Genomic DNA, 19174 nt, shown 5'->3' with positions numbered 1-19174 from the left:
ATCGCGGGAGCAAGCTTGCCCCCGCGATGGTTTTCAGCCCCTACAGCGCTTCCAGCTCCGCCATCAGATCACTCAAGCGGTCGACCTTGTCATCACTCAGCTCACTGGCCTTGAGACCGTCCACATAGATGGCCAGCTCCTCGACCGTGCTGCACTCGAACATCGCCCGCAACGGCACATTCAATTGCAGTGTCTTCTGAACCCGTGAGGCAATCTGGGTCGCCAACAGGGAATGACCACCCAACTCGAAAAAGTTGTCACACACCCCCACCCTCTCAACCTTGAGTATGTCGGCCCAGATCAGCGCCAGGGTGTGCTCCAGTTCACTGCGCGGTGCCAGGTAGTCCTGACGCTGCTGAGCAGCAAAGTCGATACGCGGCAATGCCTTGCGATCCAGCTTGCCGTTGGCATTGAGCGGCAACTGCTGGAGCCAGGTCCAGTGCAACGGAACCATGTACTCAGGCAACTCGGCGCGTAGACGTTGCTTGATCCGCTCCAGCACGGCCGCAAGGTTGGCGCCTGCATCACTGGCCACCAGGTAACCCACCAGGTGCTTGCCGTTGCCGCCTTCCTGCACACCCACTGCGGCGTCGCGAATCTCGGCCTGCTCATGCAAGCGCGCCTCGATTTCACCCAGCTCAATGCGATAGCCGCGAATCTTCACCTGGTGATCGATGCGCCCCACGTATTCAAGCACGCCATCCACGCGTCGACGCGCCAGGTCGCCAGTGCGGTACAAACGCTCCCCAGGCGCGCCGAACGGGTGGGGAACAAACGCCTGGGCCGTGCGCAACGGATCACTGACATAGCCTCGACCAACACCGGTACCCGCAACGCACAGCTCACCCACAGCCCCCAGCGGCACCAAGGCCTGATCGTCATCCAACAGGTACAAACGGTTGTTGTCGGTTGGCGTACCAATGGGTAAGTAGCTGCCACGGGTCGAATCAGCATCGACACGGAAAAAGGCGACGTCATCCGAGCATTCAGCCGGGCCATAAGCGTTGACCAATGCAACCTGTGGGTAACGCTGCAGCCATTGCCAAGCCAGCTCCGGCGGCATCGCTTCACCGGTCGGCAGCATCCAGCGCAGACCGTCCAGTTGCCGGTGTTCATTGGCGAGCATGCCTTGAATCAGCGACGGCACGCTTTCCAGCACCGTAACGCCACAGGCCTGGACGTGCTCAAGCAGTCCTTGGGGATCATGGGCAATGGCATTGGGCACAATCGCCACCTGCGCGCCGAACAACGGCGCGGCGAGGAATTGCCAGACCGAGATGTCGAAACTCTGCGAGGCGGTCTGGGCGATCACATCCTGCTCGTCCAATTGCAGGTACGGCACCTTGCTCAGTTGGTTGTTTAGCATGCCGCGCTGCTCGACCATCACGCCCTTGGGCAAGCCGGTGGAGCCTGAGGTGTAGATCACATACGCAAGGTTGTCCGGATCACTATAGATACCCGGGTTGAGGTCCGCCCCCTGCGCGCTCTGCACCTGCTCCCAGATCAGCAGTTTCGGACGCCCCGCACACACCAGTTCATCCAGCAGCGCTCGACCTTGCTCGGCGCAAGCCTGGGTGCACACCAGAACGGGCGTGTGGCTGAGTTCGACAATGCGTTGCAGGCGCGCCGTTGGCAGGCCAGGGTCCAGCGGCAAGTAACCGGCACCGGCCTTGAAGCTACCGATGATCATGCCCAACAATGGCAAGTCACGCTCTGCCAACAGCGCCACCGGTTGGTCCAGCGTTACCCCGGCTGCAACCAAGGCATGCCCAAGACGGTTGGCCTGCTGATTGAGTTGGGCATAGCTGAGCGTCGCCTCAAGGCAGCGCGCCACCGTGCGCTGCGGATGGGCCGCAACCCTTGCTTCGAACTGCGCCACATAACTCTGCTCCAGGGGGTAGACCTGTTCGCTACGGTTGCAGTCATCGAGCAAAAAGCGCCGTTCGTGCTCACCGAGCAATGGCAGCTCGCTCATGTCGGCGAAGAAACCATCGGCCAGGGCCAGCAGCAGCCGTTTGAACTCGGCCAGCATGCGCTCGACCGTGGCGGTATCGAAATAGCGCTGATCGAATGACAGGTGCAGGCCCAGGTCATCACCCGGGTAACAAACCGCAGTCAGGGGGAAGTTGGTGTGGGTACGGCCCGAGTCGGAGCTGGCATTGAGGCTTTGTGCCCGATCCAGCACCGAGACTTCTACGGGGGCGTTCTCGAACACAAAAAGGCTATCGAACAGCGGCTGTCCTTTCGGTAGCTCGCTGCACGCCTGAATGCTCACCAATGGCAGGTATTCATACTCGCGCAATTGCATGTTGTGTTCGAGCAAGCCCTTGAGCCATTGCTGCACGCTGCAATGCGCACCCGCCGCTGGCAACTTCACGCGCAAGGCGATGCTATTGATAAACAAACCTACGGTGCGCTGCATCTGCGGCATGCTGACCGGACGACCGGCTACGGTGACGCCAAACAGCACATCACGCTCGCCACTGTAGCGGCTCAATACCAGCGCCCACGCCGCCTGGGCGAACGTGTTGATGGTCAGTTGGTGGGCCTGGGCCAGCTCCCGCAAGCGTGCACCGTCGGCTGCATCCAGGCGGGTGTAACAATCGCCAACGAGCATCCCGGCGTTCTCGACGCCGTGATCCCGAAGCAGTGGACGATCACTCGGCACCGCCGTGCTGCGTTCAAAGCCGTGGAGGTTTTCCCGCCACCACTGGCGCGCTTCATCCAAATCCTGATGTTGCAGCCAGCCGATGTAGTCGCGGTAGCGCGGCGCTACCGCCAGTTGGGCGTCGCGACCCTCACCCAGGGCCATATACAATTCGAAGAAATCATTCATCAACAGCGAGCGACACCAGGCATCAATGAGGATGTGGTGGTTGCTCATCATGAACCAGTACCGGTCTGCACCCACGCGGATCAGGCGCAGGTGGAACGGTGCCTGCTGCAGTAGATCGAAACCGGCTTCACGCTCCTGCTTGTGCAAGGCCTGCAAGCGCGCTTCCTGTTCGTTATCGCCAAGGTCGGCCCAGTCTTGATAGTCGAGCGTGGCAGTGCCGGGTTTATGAATGATCTGCAACATGGCTTCGCCAGCATTCCAACTGAACGACGCGCGAAGTGCTTCATGACGCCCAACCACGGCCTGCCAGGCCTGGCCAAAGCGCTGGGGATCCAGGGCACTGTTGATCCGATAGCGGTCCTGCATGTAGTAAATGCCGGTGCCGGGTTCAAGCAAGGTGTGCAGTAGCAAGCCTTCCTGCATCGGCGTCAGTGGGTACACATCTTCGATGTGTGCCGCCGGCACGGGCAGGTTGTCGATCTGCTCCTGGGACAGTTGCGCAAGCGGGAAGTCCGAAGGCGTGAAGCTTGTGTTGTTGTCGTCCAGGCAATGCGCGATCAGGCCAAGCAGTTGTGCTTTGTAAGCCTGGGCGAGATGTTCGATGGTGCGCTCGTCGTAGCGTTCGATGCTGAACGTCCAGCGCAGTTGAAGTTCACCCCCGTACACCTGACCGTCGATACTCATCCAATTCGGCAGTGGCGCCTCCAGGTCATGGGCCTCGCCGACCGATTCATCCACTGGCATGAACAGGGCATCGTCCTGGAACTGCTGGTCGAATTGGCCGAGGTAATTGAAGGTAATCCGCGCCTGTGGCAAGGCGGCCATGCTTTCGCGTACCGACGGATCGCCCAGGTAGCGCAGCACCCCATAACCCAGGCCCTTGTGCGGTACCTGGCGCAATTGCTCCTTGATGGCCTTGATCGAGGCCCCCTGCCCGGCTTCACCTTCAGCCGTCGAAGGGCTCAGGCTCAAGGGATAAGCGCTGGTGAACCAACCCACACTGCGGGTCAGGTCCATGTCGTCGAACAGGTGTTCGCGGCCATGGCCTTCAAGCTGCACCAGCACCGACGGCTGACCGCTCCAGCGGCACAATACCTGGGCCAGTGCCGTCAACAGCAGGTCATTGACCTGGGTATGGTAGGCCGCCGGTGCGTCCTTGAGCAGTTGTCGGGTCTGGTTCGAGTCCAGGCGCACACTCAGGGTACGGGCCTGCTTGTGCAGGTTCGCCCCTTGTGGGTGGTCGCACGGCAGCTCCAGGTGGGCCGCGCCCAGTTGGCGCTGCCACCAGCTTTGCTCATCACGCAGGGAGTCACTGCTGGCGTACGTCTGCAGACGCGCGGCCCAATCACTCATGGCGCGGGTCTTGGGCGCCAGCGTCTCCCCGCGATACAGCGCCTGCACATCTTCCAGCAGTACCCGCCACGACACACCGTCGACCACCAAGTGATGTATTGCCAGCAGCAAAGGCTGTTCGCCGCTGCTGTCTTCAACCAGTAAGGCCCTCAGCAGCGGCCCGTTATGCAGGTCGAGGCTGCGCTGAACATCGCTGTACAACGCCTGGCATTCGGCAAAACTGCTCACCGATACCTGCCAGAGCAATTCGCGGCTGCCGCCCTGCACGTAGTCGCCCTGCCATTGGCCTTCCAGCGCAGTGAAGCGCAAGCGCAATGCATCGTGATGCTCGACCAGTCGCTGCAAGGTCTGCTCCAGCAACCTGGCTAGCAGACGCTCGGTCGGTGCCAGCAACACCGCCTGGTTCCAGTGCTGCGGTTGCGCCACATCGCTGTCGAAGAACCACTGCTGGATGGGTGTCAACGCCGCACGACCGCTCAAGGGGCCTTGATCGACCTGGCTATCGTCACTGCGCCGAACCACCGTGGCCAAGGTCTGGACTGTCTGGTGCTGGAACAGGTCACGCGGGGTGAAATGCAGCCCCAACTGACGCGCGCGACTGACCACCTGGATCGACAGGATAGAGTCACCTCCCAGCTCGAAGAAATTGTCCTGTAGGCCGACGCGTTGCACATTCAGGACATCCTGCCAGAGATTGGCCAACTGTAATTGCAGCTCACTGCGCGGTGCCTGGTAGTGCTCACGCGCTTGCTCCAGATCCGCTGGCGGTAGTGCGCTTCGGTCGAGCTTGCCATTGCCCATCAAGGGCATCTGCTCAAGCAACATCAGGTGGGTTGGCACCATGTAGTCCGGGAGGTGCACACGTAGATGTGCCTTGAGTGCATCACGCAGTGCAACCTGTGTGGCAGCATCGGCCAGCGCCTGATCGCAGACCAGGTAGGCAGCCAGTTGCTTACCTGCGGCCGTGTCCAGCGCCAGCACCACTGCCTCGCGGATCGCCGGATACTCCAGCAGTCGCGTTTCGATTTCGCCCAGTTCGATGCGGAAGCCGCGAATCTTCACCTGATGGTCGATACGGCCCATGTACTCGACCAGCCCATCGGCACCCTGACGAACCAGATCACCTGTACGGTACAGACGTCCACCATCAGCAGCGAACGGGTCGGCGACAAAGCGTTCTGCGCTCAGCCCGGGACGTGCATGGTAGCCCTGGGCCAGACCGGCGCCACCGACATACAGCTCACCAATGCCGCCCTGGGGCAGCAAGGCCAGATCGGCATCGAGAATGTACGCCACCCGGGCACCGACCACGCGACCAATCGGCACACTGGCAAGCCCAGCTGGCAGCTGATCAGGTGCCAGGCACGCCAGGGGCATTACCACGGTTTCGGTTGGCCCGTAGGCGTTGAAAAACTGCTGTGGCGTAAACGCCTGGCGAATCCGCTGCAGGTGCTCGCCGGTCAGTGCTTCGCCACCGGTGATGCACATGCGCACCGCCAGGGTTTCGTTGCGACTGGCCAGCCACTGGGCCAATTGACTGCCGTAGCTTGGGGTAAGACCAAGAATCGATACCTGCTGCTCACGAATCAACGAGCAGATCTCTTGCGCGTCCCATTGCCCCTGCGCCCGCAATACCACCCGCGCACCGCATAACAATGGCACCAGCAGGCGCTCCGTGGCAGCGTCAAAGTTGATTGAATAGAAATGCAGTTCACAGTCATCGCTGCGCATGCCGAAGTCGTTGATCACCGCTTGGCAATGCATGGCGATCTCACCCCGGCTGACGACTACGCCTTTGGGCTTGCCGGTGGAACCTGAGGTGTATATCAGGTAGGCCTGATGCCCCGGCAGGCTGGTGGCGCGCAGCGGCTCACGACTGACCTCAGCCAGGGTCGCCGCCTCATCTTCCAGGCACCAGCAGCCAAGCCCGGCGGGCAATTCGCCCAATGCCTCGAAAAGACTGCGCTGCCCCAGCAACACGTTGATGCCGCTGTCTTCGATCATGTAAAGCAAACGTTCCGGCGGATACTCCGGGTCCAGCGGCACGTAGGCACCCCCGGCCTTGAGAATCGCCAGGAGGCCCACCACCATTTCCAGTGAGCGCTCCAGTGCCAGGCCGACGCGCACCTGCGCACCGACACCACGCTCACGCAGCACCCGAGCCAACTGATTGGATCGGGCATCCAGTTCGGCGTAACTCAAATGCTCGCCAGCAAAAGTCAGGGCAATGGCTTGCGGTTCGCGCAACGCCTGGGCGCTGAACAAGCTTTCGATGGTCTGGCTGAGGTCCGCCTTAAGGTCTCCTTCAAGGCTTGCTCGCAATGCGTGTTGCTCGCCGCTGGCCAACATCGGCAACTCGCACAGGTATTGCTCTGGGTTATCCAGCATTGCCGCCAGCAGGTTCTGCCAATGCTCAGCCATCATGGCGATACGTGGCTCATCAAACAGGTCGCAGCTGTAGGTCAGGCAGCAGCCCAGACGACGGTCCAGGTCGGTGACTTCGAGGTTGAGATCGAACTTGGTTGCCCGTGCATCATTGACCAGGTAATCCACCTGCATACCCGACAATTGCCGGCTCTGCTGGAACTCCCAGCGCTGAACGTTGCACATCACCTGGAACAATGGGTTGTAGGCAGTACTGCGAGCAGGCTGTAGTGCTTCGACCAGTTGATCGAACGGCAAGTCCTGGTGAGACTGGCCTTCAATCACCGTCTGACGCACCTGGTCGATCAGTTCGCTGACGCGCATGTGCCCATCGAGCTGGCAACGCAATACTTGAGTATTGAGGAAGGCACCGATCAGCCCTTCGCTCTCCGGACGAATTCGGTTGGCCACTGGCGCGCCAATACGCAGGTCTTGCTGGGCACTGTAACGATAGAGCAGCACTGCCAAGGTCGCGGTCATGGTCATGAACAGCGTCAGGCCGCGCTCGGCATTGAACTGACGTACCTGCGCGGCCAGGTGCGGGCTCAGGTCAAAGCGATACAGTTCACCACGGTGGCTCTGCACCGCTGGCCGAGGGCGGTCCGTGGGCAGCTCCAATACCGGATGCTCTGCGCCCAGCTTGGTCTTCCAGTAATCCAGCTGGCGTTGCCCCTCCCCGCCTTCGAGCCATTGGCGCTGCCAGACGCTGTAGTCCAGGTATTGCACCGGCAACGCCTGCAACGGTGACTCGCGTTCATCGACATACGCCTCATACAGTTCGCCCAGTTCGCGGGCAAAGATGTCCATGGCCCAGCCTTCGGTAACGATATGGTGCAGGGTCAACACAAAGTAGTGTTCTTGCTCACCGGCCTTGGCCAGGCAGGCTCGCAGCAGCGGGCCGCGTTCCAGATCGAACGGCTGGTGCGCTTGCTGGTCAGCGAATGCTTGTAGAAGCGATTCACGCTCTGCCGGGCTGTGCGCAGAAAAATCCTGCCAGTCCATCTGCACTTGACTGTCGCGGTGTACACACTGGTACGGCACCCCGTCGATGCTCGGAAAAGTGGTGCGCAGGGTTTCATGGCGTACGATCAACGATTGCAGCGCCTGCTCGAAGCGACTGACATCCAGCACGCCACCCAACCGCGCCATGCCGCCAACGTTGTAGGCCGGGCTGTCCGGTTCCATCTGCCAGAGGAACCACATGCGCTGCTGGGAATACGAAAGCGGTACTGCCTGGCGACGATCAACGCGAGCAATTGCGCCTTGCAGGTTGTGTGAGCCGCTACGTTGGATGGCGTCGATCTCGCCTGCAAATGCACGCAACTGACTGGCCTCGAACAGCACCCGCAACGGCAATTCGACGTTGCAGGCCTGACGCGTGCGGGAAATGATCTGCGTAGCCAGCAACGAGTGCCCACCCAGGGCAAAGAAGTCGTCTTGCAGACCGACCTGCTGCACCCCCAATACTTCACGCCAGATCGCGGCTATCTGCTGCTCCAGTGCAGTGCGCGGTTCGATATGCTCGCCAGTGACCCAGACCGGCTCTGGCAGCGCCTTGCGCTCGACCTTACCACTTGGGCCAAGGGGCATCTGGACGATATGCATCAGCAACGCCGGAACCATGTAGGACGGCAGTTGCTCGGCCAACGCAGTCAACAGCCCGGCGTTGTTTTCACTGCCACTGTAGTAGCCCACCAACTGCGCGCCGGCAGCGGTCTGACGAATCACAACCACAGCCTGGTCCACGCCCGGCTGCCCCAACAGACAGGCCTCGACTTCCTCAGGCTCTACACGAAAACCGCGCAATTTCACTTGCTGATCAAGGCGACCCAGGTACTCCAGGACGCCCAGTGACGCCACCCAACGTGCCCGGTCGCCACTGCGGTAGAGCCGTTGACCATCCCCATCCGGTTGCGGCACGAAACGTTCGGCGGTGAGCCCAGGCCTTGCAAGGTAACCTCGCGCCAGCCCCGCCCCGCCCAGGTACAACTCGCCTGGTACGCCGGGGGCGCTGAGTTGCAGTTGCTCATCCATAACCCGGCACACGACGTTGGCCAACGGGCGCCCAATCGGTGACCGTGCGCCATCGGCTTGGCTGCACTGCCAATGAGTAACGTTGATTGCCGTTTCGGTCGGGCCATAGCGATTATCCAGCGCTGCCTCTGGCAATACCTGCAGCACGCGGTCGCGCAGGGCGCCAGACAGCGCCTCACCACCGGAGAACAATCGGCGCAGACTAGTGCAAGCGGCCGCCAGCGGTTCTTGAATGAACACCTGCAGCAAGGCGGGAACAAAGTGCAACGTGGTCACGCCATGCTCACGCACCAAGGCCGCGATTCGTTGCGGGTCACGGTGTTCACCGGGACCTGCCAGCACCAGCCTGCAGCCATTGACCAATGGCCAGAAGCATTCCCAGACTGACACATCAAAACTGATGGGTGCTTTCTGCATCAGCACATCGGTTTCATCCAACCCATAGCGTTGCTGCATCCAGTGCAGGCGTTCAGCCAATGCTGCATGGGTGTTGCCCACGCCCTTGGGCTGTCCGGTGGAGCCTGAGGTGTAAATCACATAGGCGAGGTTCTCGGCATGCAGGTGCAGGCCCGGGGGTTGGCACGGCCAGCTATCGAGTTTGAGCTGATCCATGGCAAGGATGCTGACGCCTGCTACGTGCGGTAAGCGCTGCAGCATATCGCTATGGCTGAGCAACAAGCCGGCACCGCAGTCGGCAAGCATGTACGCCAGGCGCTCCGGCGGATAGTCGACATCCAACGGCACATAAGCACCGCCCGCCTTGAGAATGGCCAGGATACCAATGAGCAATTGCGGCGAACGCTCAGCCGCAATCGCCACGCACACATCCGGACCGACCCCTTTGTCGCGCAAATAATGCGCCAGCCTATTGGCCTGCTGGTGCAGGCCGGCATAGTCGAGACTGCCGCCGTCCCACACCAGGGCAACGCGCTGCGGTGTCGTGCGGGCTTGCTCGTTGAGCTGTTCCACCACCCACTGTTGTACCGCCGGCGCCGGAGCCTGCCCCCACTTTAGAAGCTGCTCGCGACCTTGCGCATCGAGCAGCTGCACGTCGCCAATGGTCAGGGTCGGCGCTGCGCACACTTGCTCCAGCAAGCTGATCAGGTGCGCTGCCAAACGCTGCACGCTGTCAGCATCGAACAACTCACTGGCGTAGTCGAAGGACAGCGACAGGCGCCCCTGGTGATCTTCCTCGCTGTGCAGTTGCAGATCGAACTTGGCCTCGCGGCTGTGCCATGGCAGTTCTTCAGCGAGCAGCCCTGGTAGACGTCGCAACGCGCCGAGGTCACGTTGCTGGTGGTTGAACATGACCTGGAACAAGCCTTGCTCACGGGCCTCGGGGAAGGCTGCGAGCAGTTGCTCGAACGGCAGGTCCTGATGGGCCTGGGCCTGCACCGTGGTCTCGCGCACCTGCGCCAGCAGTTCGGTGAACGGCATGCGCGAATTCAACTCGGCTCGCAATACTTGGGTGTTGATGAAAAACCCAACCAGGCTGTGGGTTTCCAGTCGCGCCCGGTTGGCATTGGGCACCCCGACGCGAATATCGCGCTGTCCGCTGTAGCGATGCAGCAGGCTCTGGAAACCGGCCAGCAAGATCATAAACAACGTGCTGTCATGCTGACGGGCGGTATTGCGCAGTGCCTCACTTAACGCCGCTGGCACGCGCAGGCTCAGGCGCTCGGCCAACTTGCGCTGTTGGTTCGAGCGGGGATGATCGATGGGCAGATCGAGCACAGGCTGCTCACCGCCCAACTGAGCTCTCCAGTAATTCAGTTGCCGCGCCGCCTCTCCCTCCACCAGCCACTGCCGATGCCAATTGCCATAGTCGAGATAATCCAGCCTCAGCGCTGGCAGCTCAGCTTGCTGCCCCTGGCTGTGCGCGGCGTACAGGCGCGAGAACTCATCGATGAGAATGTTCATCGACCAGCCATCGGTAACAATATGGTGCAAGGTGACCCACAGTTGATGTTCCTCATCTGCCAGACGCACCAGGGTCACGCGCAGTAAGGGGCCGGTTTGCAGATCGAACGGCTGCTGTGCTTCGGCTTCGCGCCGAAGCATGACTTGGTCGCGCTCAAGCGCGCTCAAGTCCAGATGCTGCACGTCGAGTGCAAGCACCGGTAGCACCTGCTGCAGCGCCTGCCCGTCGACCTCGCTGAATACGGTGCGCAGCGACTCGTGCCGCTCCACCAGTGACTGGAAGCTCGACTGCACAGCGGCATGATCAAGCTCACCGCGCAGTCGCAGAGCCCCTGGAATGTTATAGGCGGCGCTATGCATATCCATTTGCCAGAGCAGCCACATGCGATGCTGTGCCAGGGACTGTGGCCACGCCTGGCCCCGATCAAGATGCTCGATGGCGCCAGGTGTCGCGCCCCCCTGCTTTTGCAGTGCAGCCACAGCGCTGCAGAAGTTATCCAGTTGTGGGCACTCGAACAGCAACTGCACGCTCAGTTGCAATCCCAGTTCATCCACCAGCTGTGCAGTTAGCTGAGTGGCGGAAATCGAGTTGCCGCCGAGCAGAAAGAAGTGATCGTCCTGCGCCACCTGTTCAACACCCAAGTGTTCGCACCACGCTCGTGCAATCAAGCCCTGCAGCCGGGACCCGTGAACGCCTGCGCCAAGCGCAGGCGCAGGCGCAGGCTGCGTTTCAGGGAAGCGCGCATAACAATCCAGGCTGCCGTCGTCCATTCGCATGCGACAAGCCGAGCGCTGCAACTTACCGCTGGAGGTCTTGGGCAAGGCGCCGGGATTGAGCAGCAAGACCACCGCCGGGGCTTGCTGACAGGCGTCGGCTACCACTTGGCGCAGGGTGTTGATCAGCCCCTGTGCTGTGGTGGTCTTTTGCACATTGCGACTGACTTCGACGGCAACACCGATACCTTCCTCACCCAGGTTGTCGACGGCAAACACCGCCACCCGCCCCTTGCGCAGTACCTGCACTTCCCGCTCCAGTGTTTTTTCCAGGTCCTGCGGGTAGAGGTTGTGCCCACGCACAATCAGCAGGTCCTTGAGGCGGCCGGTTACAAACAGCTCTCCCCCCCGCAAAAAACCCAGGTCGCCGGTACGCAGCCAGGTATGCCCGCCGTGCTCGACAAAAGTACGCGCCGTCGCTTGTGGGTTGCGCCAGTAGCCGCTGGCAATGCTCGGGCCACGGGCCCAGATCTCGCCAACGCGGTTGTCGTCCAGCACCGTGAGCTGCTGTGGATCGACGATCTGCACATCATGCTCCGGCTGGCTGCGCCCACAGCTCATCTGCATCGTGTCGTTGCCAGGCTCGGCACAGTTGCGCGCCAGCGCCGCGGCATCCAGGCTCACCGCGCCAATTCCCTGGCCACGGCTACTGCCACTGACAAACAGCGTCGCCTCAGCCAGGCCATAGCTGGCAAAGAAGCTCTGGGCATTGAAGCCACAGCTGGAAAATCTGTCTGCAAACGCCTGCAGGCTGTCCTGGCGGATCGGCTCAGACCCGGAGTACGCCACCCGCCAGCGACTGAGGTCGAGATTGGCCAAGGCTGCACCACTGACACGTTCGCTGCACAGGCGATAGGCGAAATCGGGCCCACCACTGATGGTGCCACCATGATCACTGATCGCCTGCAGCCAGCGTTGCGGTCGAGCAAGGAAATAGGCTGGCGCCATCAGCACACAAGGCACCCCACTGAAGATGGGCTGCAGCAAGCCACCGATCAGGCCCATGTCGTGGTAAAGCGGCAACCAACTAACGATTACATCATCAGGGTTCAGATCAATACCAAAGCCCTGGCGAATCAGTACCTCGTTTGCCACCAGGTTGCCGTGGCTAACCTGCACACCCTTGGGCAATGCCGTGGAGCCTGAGGTGTACTGCAGGAAAGCGATGTCGTTCGCCTGGAGCGCGGGTACTTGCCAGGCGTCGGCGAGGTTTGCCGGCAGGCGATCGGTTGCCAGCAACTGCGGTGCTGCTGCCTCACTCAGCACCTCCAATGCCTGCAGGCTGTCCTGCAAGGCGCTGGAGGTCAGCAGCAAGCGCGGCTGGGCATCGTCGATAATCGACAACAGGCGCTCCTGGTGATGACGGCGCGAGGACTCCGGCGGATAGGCCGGCACCGCAATCACGCCGGCATACAGGCAGCCGAAAAAAGCCGCCACGTAATCCGGGCCGCTGGGGAACAACAGCACAGCGCGGTCACCGAAGTCGGTACGTGCCTGCAGTGCTGCGGCGATGGTTCGCGCACGCAAGTCCAGCTCCCGATAATCCAGCACGGCCTCCTGTTGCGGGTCGTCGGCCAGAAAGCGCAAGGCAACTCGCTGCGGCGTTTGCGCAGCGCGCTGTGCCAATGCCTGGACCAGCGTAACCGGGAGTTCGAAGGCGTCCGTCATGGGAGGTTCCTGCCAGAGTCTGTGCGTTAAATCAGGGCTCGGCAGTGATGCGCACCGGCTCAGCGGCAGCACCAAGCGCTTGCCGAGCGCCCAGGGATGTACACAGAGGAACGGATGGAACGGGCAAATAATTAGCGACTGACAGCTTCGAGCAAATGGGCTTGGCCGAGGGGTTTTGAAGCCAATCACACTTTGCGGCTTATAACCAAAATATCCGCATATACATTACTTTTCTCATTTGACAATAATTATCATTAAGAATAATTTGTCGCTCGTCGTAGGAAGCCTCCCCAACAGGAGCGCTCCCCCTCCCTCTTAGAGCTAAGGTGATTTCCATGGCGGAACAACAATCCACAAGTAAGTGCGATTCACCGTTACTCCAGGCGTTTGTCGACAACCGCAGTATTCTGGTCAAGATCGCCGCTCGCATCACCGGCTGCCGCTCCCGCGCTGAAGACGTGGTGCAGGACGCCTTCTTCCGGCTCAGTTCAGCGCCGCAGATTACTTCCTCGTTCAAGGCCCAACTGAGCTACCTGTTCCAGATCGTACGTAACCTTGCGATTGATCACTATCGCAAGCAGTCCATGGAGCTCAGGTACTCCGGTAGCGAGGAAGAAGGCCTGAATGTGGTGATCCAGGGTGCCTCGCCCGAAGCCACGCACATGAATTTCGCCACCTTGGAAAACATTGCCGACGCACTGAACGAACTACCGGAACGTACTCGCTATGCGTTTGAGATGTACCGTCTGCATGGGGTGGCGCAGAAGGACATTGCCAAAGAGTTGGGCGTCTCCCCAACCCTGGTCAACTTTATGATTCGCGATGCCCTGGTGCATTGCCGCAAAGTGTCCAATCGACGGACTTGAGCGGCAAGCGGCAAGCTGCAAGTTGGGCGTGGTCAACTCGCAGCTTGAATGGTGAAGTTCAGAGTTCGCAAGGTTCGAAGAATTGCTCTCGCCCTAGCACCATCAGTGCCGCACGCTTGTGTGGAAAGTCGAATTCCTTTTCACGGTAGAAACGCCGCGCTTGCAGGTAGCCGATCATCTTGCTGTTGTCGGCACGCGGTTCGGCCACCACTCGCTGAGTGCGCGGGTCATCGAGAAACAAGTAGTGCACCAGTGCCGACATCCAGCTCGCGACTTTGTGCGGGCCGCGGTGATGTTCTTCACCCACAAGCATGTGAATGCCTCGATCGTAATCATCAACCGCATAGAACGGCGCGATACGATCTTCCTTGGCCCAATAGGCTTCGAAATAGGCAAATGGCTGATCGTCGAAGCAACCTATCAAGGTCAGGCTGTGCGGATCGGCTTGCAGCTTGCTCAGGTAGGCCCGGTGCTGCTCAAGACTGCCACCTTCCTGCCAGAAATTCAGTACGCGTGGATTGTTCTGCCAACGGTTGAACCGCTCTAGATCGGACTCGATGTCCACGGCGCGCAATGACACCCAGACGCCCAGGCGTAGGTCAAATCGTCGGTACACCTCCCCGCGCGGCTTGGGTGCGCGACGCGGATGCCGCTTGCCCTCGGTGAGCTGCATCTGCTGCGGGTACACATGGCTTACTGCGCGCAACAGCCAAGGCTGCGGCAGTTGCCAGAACTGCATCCTCTCACAGCTGTACACACCCACCTGGGCTTGCGCTATCAGCAGACCATCTGCCAACGCTTCAACAGGCTCGGCACTCAAGTGCCAGGTCAAACGCTGGCAATCGGGATCGCGGGCAAACAACCAATAACATGCCGCCCATAGTGCTTGCTGGAGCCGCTCTTGATCACACGCTTCAAGATGAACGTCCAGGCTGTCGCCACGCACCAATCGCACGCGTATCAGCGCGCGCCCCTCTAGTTCAAGACTCAGGCGACCGTCGTTTTCATCGGCCTCCAGGCTGTGCCAGCGGGGTAATGGCAGCGTTTGCGAAGCAATGTCGAAGGGCATGGTCTGGGCTCGAAAAGGAAAGAGGCTTAACCTTCAGAACGTAGCCAGGGTGCACAAATTTAGTTTGCCAGGGGCGAGGTTACGCTGATGCGATAGGGCTGAAAAATGCGCAGCAATTCACCATTGTCGTATAACTTCTGCAGCAACTCGGCGAATCGCGCCGCATTGATCGGCGCACCGGGACGTAACAAAGCGTAGTGGCGGTAGACCTGATCAACCCGTTCAGAAGTAAGCAATTGCCCAACGCTGCCTGGATTACGCTGGAGAAATTCGCTGAGGTAGGAACGGGTCACCAGGGCAACATCTGCCCGGCCGCGCTGAACCATCAGCAAGTTGCTGTCGTGTGAGTAGGTCAACGTTGCGTTGTACCGTTCGGCCAGGTACTGCGGATCGGGATTGAAACCTGCAAAGGCATAGTGATAACCGCTGTACAGGGCCAGGCGCTTGCCCGTGAGATTGGCAAAATAACCCTCATCACGGTCCGCTTGAACATGAGTGACGAATATCTCGGCATCTTCAAGCCCCATGTCGACTGCTTCGTGGTCGATCTCCTGCCAACCCCACTCTGGGTTCTCGAAAATCGCCATATCGGTACGCCCTTGACGAAAATCGCCAAATCGACGTGGTATTGAAGTTGGTACCAGCACAAAGTGGTAACGCTGTTGAGCGTTGTTCAACGCTTCGATCAGTTGCGGCAACAGTCCCGTGTCAGCACCCTTTTCGGGACGCATGGTATAGGGAGGGAAATGCGCAGCGCCGACTTTGACCTCGACGACCTCGATTGCCTGCGCCAACGGCGCCAGCCACAGCGTGGCGAGCATCAACAGCAAGGACATGACCTGCGGCATGGGCGTTGGAGTCAAAGCAACACACTCTTTACGGGTTCTAACCGGAATCAACCTAAGCTAGGCGTTTTCCGGGCGCTGCACAACCATCGATTGCGCCAAATGGTGCTTACAGGCAATTCGCCAGGGGATACCGCCCACGCTGAAGTTTGGCTACGCTCTAACAACTCTTGGAATGGAGCCTACTATGGGGCATTGGCTGGTGATCGATCTGGAAGCAACCACAGATGACGGAGGTTGGCCGGTCACAGATATGGAAGTTATCGAAATTGGCGCAACGCTGGTCAATCGACAGGGTCGGGAAATCGATCATTTCCAGCGTTTCATCAAACCACGGCGACGCCCGCAGCTTACCCCCTTCTGCCGCGAGCTTACCCACATCAGCCAAGCGAGCGTTGATACCGCGGCCTCGTTCACCGAAGTCTGGACACAGTTCGAGCGCTGGATCGGTCACCATCAAAAGCACCTGCAAGCCTGGGTCAGTTGGGGCGACTACGACCGCCAGCAACTCGTCCAGGAGTGGCAGTTGCATCACATGCACAGCTTGCTTGCCGACCTGCCGCACATCAACCTCAAACAGCGTTTCGCCAAGGCCCGCCAACTCCAGCGCCCGCTGGGCCTGAACGGTGCACTGCAACTGGCCGGCCTGCAGTTTTGCGGGCAGCAGCATCGGGCCCTGGAAGACGCACGCAACACCGCGCGGTTGTTGCCGTTGAGCCTCCCGGCCAGCGGCACCTGAAAGCGGATGACGGCGCCAGATGCCTTGGGCATACTGGCCAGCCTTTTCAGCCCCTTTTCAGGAGTCGCCCATGTTTAAGGTCAACGAGTACTTTGATGGCACGGTCAAGTCGATTGCATTCGAAAGCGCCGAAGGTCCAGCCACTGTCGGCGTAATGGCCCCTGGCGAGTACGAATTCGGCACCGCGCAGCGCGAGATCATGCATGTGGTTTCCGGCGCACTGACCGTAAAACTGCCTGACAGCGACAACTGGGAAACCTTTTCTGCGGGCAGCCAGTTCAACGTCCCAGCCAACAGCAAGTTCCAACTAAAAGTAGCTGTCGATACCGCTTACCTGTGCGAGTACCGCGGCTGACACGCTAGCCGATGGGAGCGGGCTTGCGCGGCGATCTGCCATAAAGCGCGGGTTCCGCACCCAGGGTTATCGTGGGGCGAGCGCACTGCCACGGAATTTGCATCGTTAACGCCCTGATTTATCCACGAACGCCACAACTTTCTGCGCTGCTGTCGCCAAGTGATCGCCGTGAGTGAATCCTGACGCCTTCAACGGTTTCAGGTCGTGGTCCCCCGCTTGCAGCCAGGCAATTTCTATTGCCGGTGAAAGTGCATAGCTTTGCACTGCCTGCCGATTTCCCAGGGCATCCCGCTCACCCTGAAGGATCAGCGTCGGCGTATTCAATTCAGCCAAATGCACCACCCGTGGCTTTTCCGGCTTGCCGGCGGCATAGAACGGATATCCCAGGCACACCAGCGCATCGGCAGCCAACTCATCAGCCAGCAAGCTGGCCATGCGCCCGCCCATGGACTTGCCGCCAATGGCCAACGTCCCAGTGACCAAAGGTCGCACTTGCTGGTACACCTCGCGCCAGCACTCCAGCAGTTTGGCCTGTGGATTCGGAGGCCTTTTGCCACCATCCAGGCGCCGCTGAGCCATATAGGGAAACTCGAACCGCAATACTCCCAGCCCTTGTGCAGCCAGTCTTTGCGCCATTTCCTCCATGAACTCGCTGTCCATTGGTGCGCCCGCGCCATGCGCCAGAATCAGACACCCAGAATGGCTGCCATCCCCCTGATTTTGCGGGGCATTCCAGCGCCAGCCGCGGCTTTCGATCAACCGTGCCCATTGATCCCCGTCAATACCGGCCACTTGCCCATTACTCATGCTTGCCTCGCTATTTAGCCTGCCTATAACCGTGGATGGGAACCCATACATGAACACAACCAGCAGTACCGCCTACAACTACAAGGTGGTCCGCCAATTCGCCATTATGACGGTGGTGTGGGGAATCGTCGGGATGGGGCTCGGCGTTTTTCTTGCCGCGCAACTTGTCTGGCCTTCGCTCAACTTCGACCTCCCCTGGACCAGCTTTGGGCGATTGCGTCCGCTGCACACTAACGCAGTGATCTTCGCCTTTGGCGGTTGCGCACTGTTTGCCGCGTCCTATTACTCGGTCCAGCGTACTTGCCAGACCACCCTGTTCTCTCCACGCCTTGCCGCTTTTACTTTCTGGGCCTGGCAGTTGGTGATCGTACTGGCGGCAGTCAGTTTGCCACTGGGCTTCACCAGCTCCAAGGAGTACGCCGAACTGGAATGGCCGATCGATATCCTGATCACCATTGTCTGGGTCGCCTACGCCGTGGTGTTCTTCGGCACCCTGATGAAGCGCACCACCAAGCACATTTATGTGGGTAACTGGTTCTTTGGTGCATTCATCATCACCGTTGCGATCCTGCACATCGTTAACAACATGGAAATTCCGGTCAGCCTGACCAAGTCCTACTCACTGTACGGCGGCGCAACCGACGCCATGGTGCAGTGGTGGTACGGCCACAACGCCGTAGGCTTCTTCCTGACCGCTGGCTTTCTGGGGATGATGTACTACTTCGTGCCTAAACAGGCCGAACGCCCGGTGTACTCCTATCGCCTGTCCATCGTGCACTTCTGGGCGCTGATCACCCTGTACATCTGGGCCGGTCCTCACCACCTGCACTACACCGCGCTGCCAGACTGGGCCCAGTCGCTGGGCATGGTCATGTCGCTGATCCTCCTGGCCCCGAGCTGGGGTGGCATGATCAACGGCATGATGACCCTCTCGGGCGCCTGGCATAAGCTGCGCAGCGACCCGATCCTGCGTTTCCTCGTGGTTTCGCTGGCGTTCTACGGCATGTCGACCTTCGAAGGTCCGATGATGGCGATCAAGACCGTCAACGCCCTGTCCCACTACACCGACTGGACCATCGGCCATGTACACGCCGGCGCTCTCGGCTGGGTAGCAATGATCTCGATCGGTGCGCTGTACCACATGATTCCGAAAGTCTTCGGTCGCGAGCAGATGTACAGCCTGGGGCTGATCAACGCTCACTTCTGGCTGGCCACCATCGGCACTGTGCTTTACATCGCCTCGATGTGGGTCAACGGTATCGCCCAGGGCCTGATGTGGCGCGCAGTCAACGCCGACGGCACCCTGACCTACTCCTTCGTCGAAACCCTGGTAGCCAGCCACCCTGGCTTCATCGTGCGCTTTGTCGGCGGAGCGATCTTCCTGACCGGTATGTTCCTGATGGCCTGGAACACCTGGCGCACCGTGCGTTCCCCAGTGGCCGCGACCGCCCCTGCCACCGCGCAGTTGGCCTGAGGAGATCCAG

8 protein-coding genes are annotated in these 19174 nt (G+C 60.2%); 4 read left to right on the top strand and 4 right to left on the bottom strand.

The genetic code is table 11. The annotated features are described in order from the left end of the window. Positions 1-40: 40 nt before the first annotated feature. Positions 41-13009 carry a non-ribosomal peptide synthetase gene (locus H8F21_RS26715; protein WP_203585669.1) on the bottom strand — a complete coding sequence of 4323 codons (12969 nt, stop codon included), beginning with the start codon at positions 13007-13009 and terminating at the stop codon, positions 41-43. Between the two features lie 335 nt (positions 13010-13344). Here H8F21_RS26715 and H8F21_RS26710 point away from each other — a divergent pair, with 335 nt between their 5' ends. Next, entirely contained in the window at positions 13345-13875 is a 531-nt protein-coding gene (locus H8F21_RS26710; RefSeq protein ID WP_203481731.1) for an RNA polymerase factor sigma-70, read from the top strand. Between the two features lie 58 nt (positions 13876-13933). Here H8F21_RS26710 and H8F21_RS26705 read toward each other — a convergent pair whose 3' ends face one another. After that, entirely contained in the window at positions 13934-14944 is a 1011-nt protein-coding gene (locus tag H8F21_RS26705) for a GNAT family N-acetyltransferase (RefSeq protein WP_203585668.1), read from the bottom strand. A gap of 59 nt (positions 14945-15003) precedes the next feature. Beyond that, positions 15004-15807: a substrate-binding periplasmic protein gene (locus H8F21_RS26700; RefSeq protein WP_203585667.1), complete on the bottom strand. Its 804-nt coding sequence runs from the start codon at positions 15805-15807 to the stop codon at positions 15004-15006. 169 nt (positions 15808-15976) lie between these two features. Here H8F21_RS26700 and H8F21_RS26695 point away from each other — a divergent pair, with 169 nt between their 5' ends. Together H8F21_RS26695 and ppnP are read left to right on the top strand one after the other, a co-directional pair. Beyond that, positions 15977-16528, top strand: coding sequence for a 3'-5' exonuclease (locus H8F21_RS26695; RefSeq protein ID WP_203481727.1), 552 nt, complete (start codon positions 15977-15979; stop codon positions 16526-16528). A gap of 70 nt (positions 16529-16598) precedes the next feature. After that, positions 16599-16883, top strand: coding sequence for a pyrimidine/purine nucleoside phosphorylase (ppnP, locus tag H8F21_RS26690; protein ID WP_136477417.1), 285 nt, complete (start codon positions 16599-16601; stop codon positions 16881-16883). Between the two features lie 105 nt (positions 16884-16988). Here ppnP and H8F21_RS26685 read toward each other — a convergent pair whose 3' ends face one another. Then, positions 16989-17690 (bottom strand): alpha/beta family hydrolase, encoded by a 702-nt coding sequence (locus H8F21_RS26685; RefSeq protein ID WP_203585666.1) that lies wholly within the window; start codon positions 17688-17690, stop codon positions 16989-16991. 49 nt (positions 17691-17739) lie between these two features. Here H8F21_RS26685 and ccoN point away from each other — a divergent pair, with 49 nt between their 5' ends. Continuing rightward, positions 17740-19164 carry a cytochrome-c oxidase, cbb3-type subunit I gene (ccoN, locus tag H8F21_RS26680; RefSeq protein ID WP_136477419.1) on the top strand — a complete coding sequence of 475 codons (1425 nt, stop codon included), beginning with the start codon at positions 17740-17742 and terminating at the stop codon, positions 19162-19164. Positions 19165-19174 lie beyond the last annotated feature (10 nt).

Source organism: Pseudomonas arcuscaelestis (assembly GCF_016881005.1).
In the GTDB taxonomy this organism is placed as follows: Bacteria; Pseudomonadota; Gammaproteobacteria; order Pseudomonadales; family Pseudomonadaceae; genus Aquipseudomonas; species Aquipseudomonas arcuscaelestis.
Note: the sequence above shows the minus strand (reverse complement) of the source record. Positions and strands in the feature narration are given on the sequence as shown.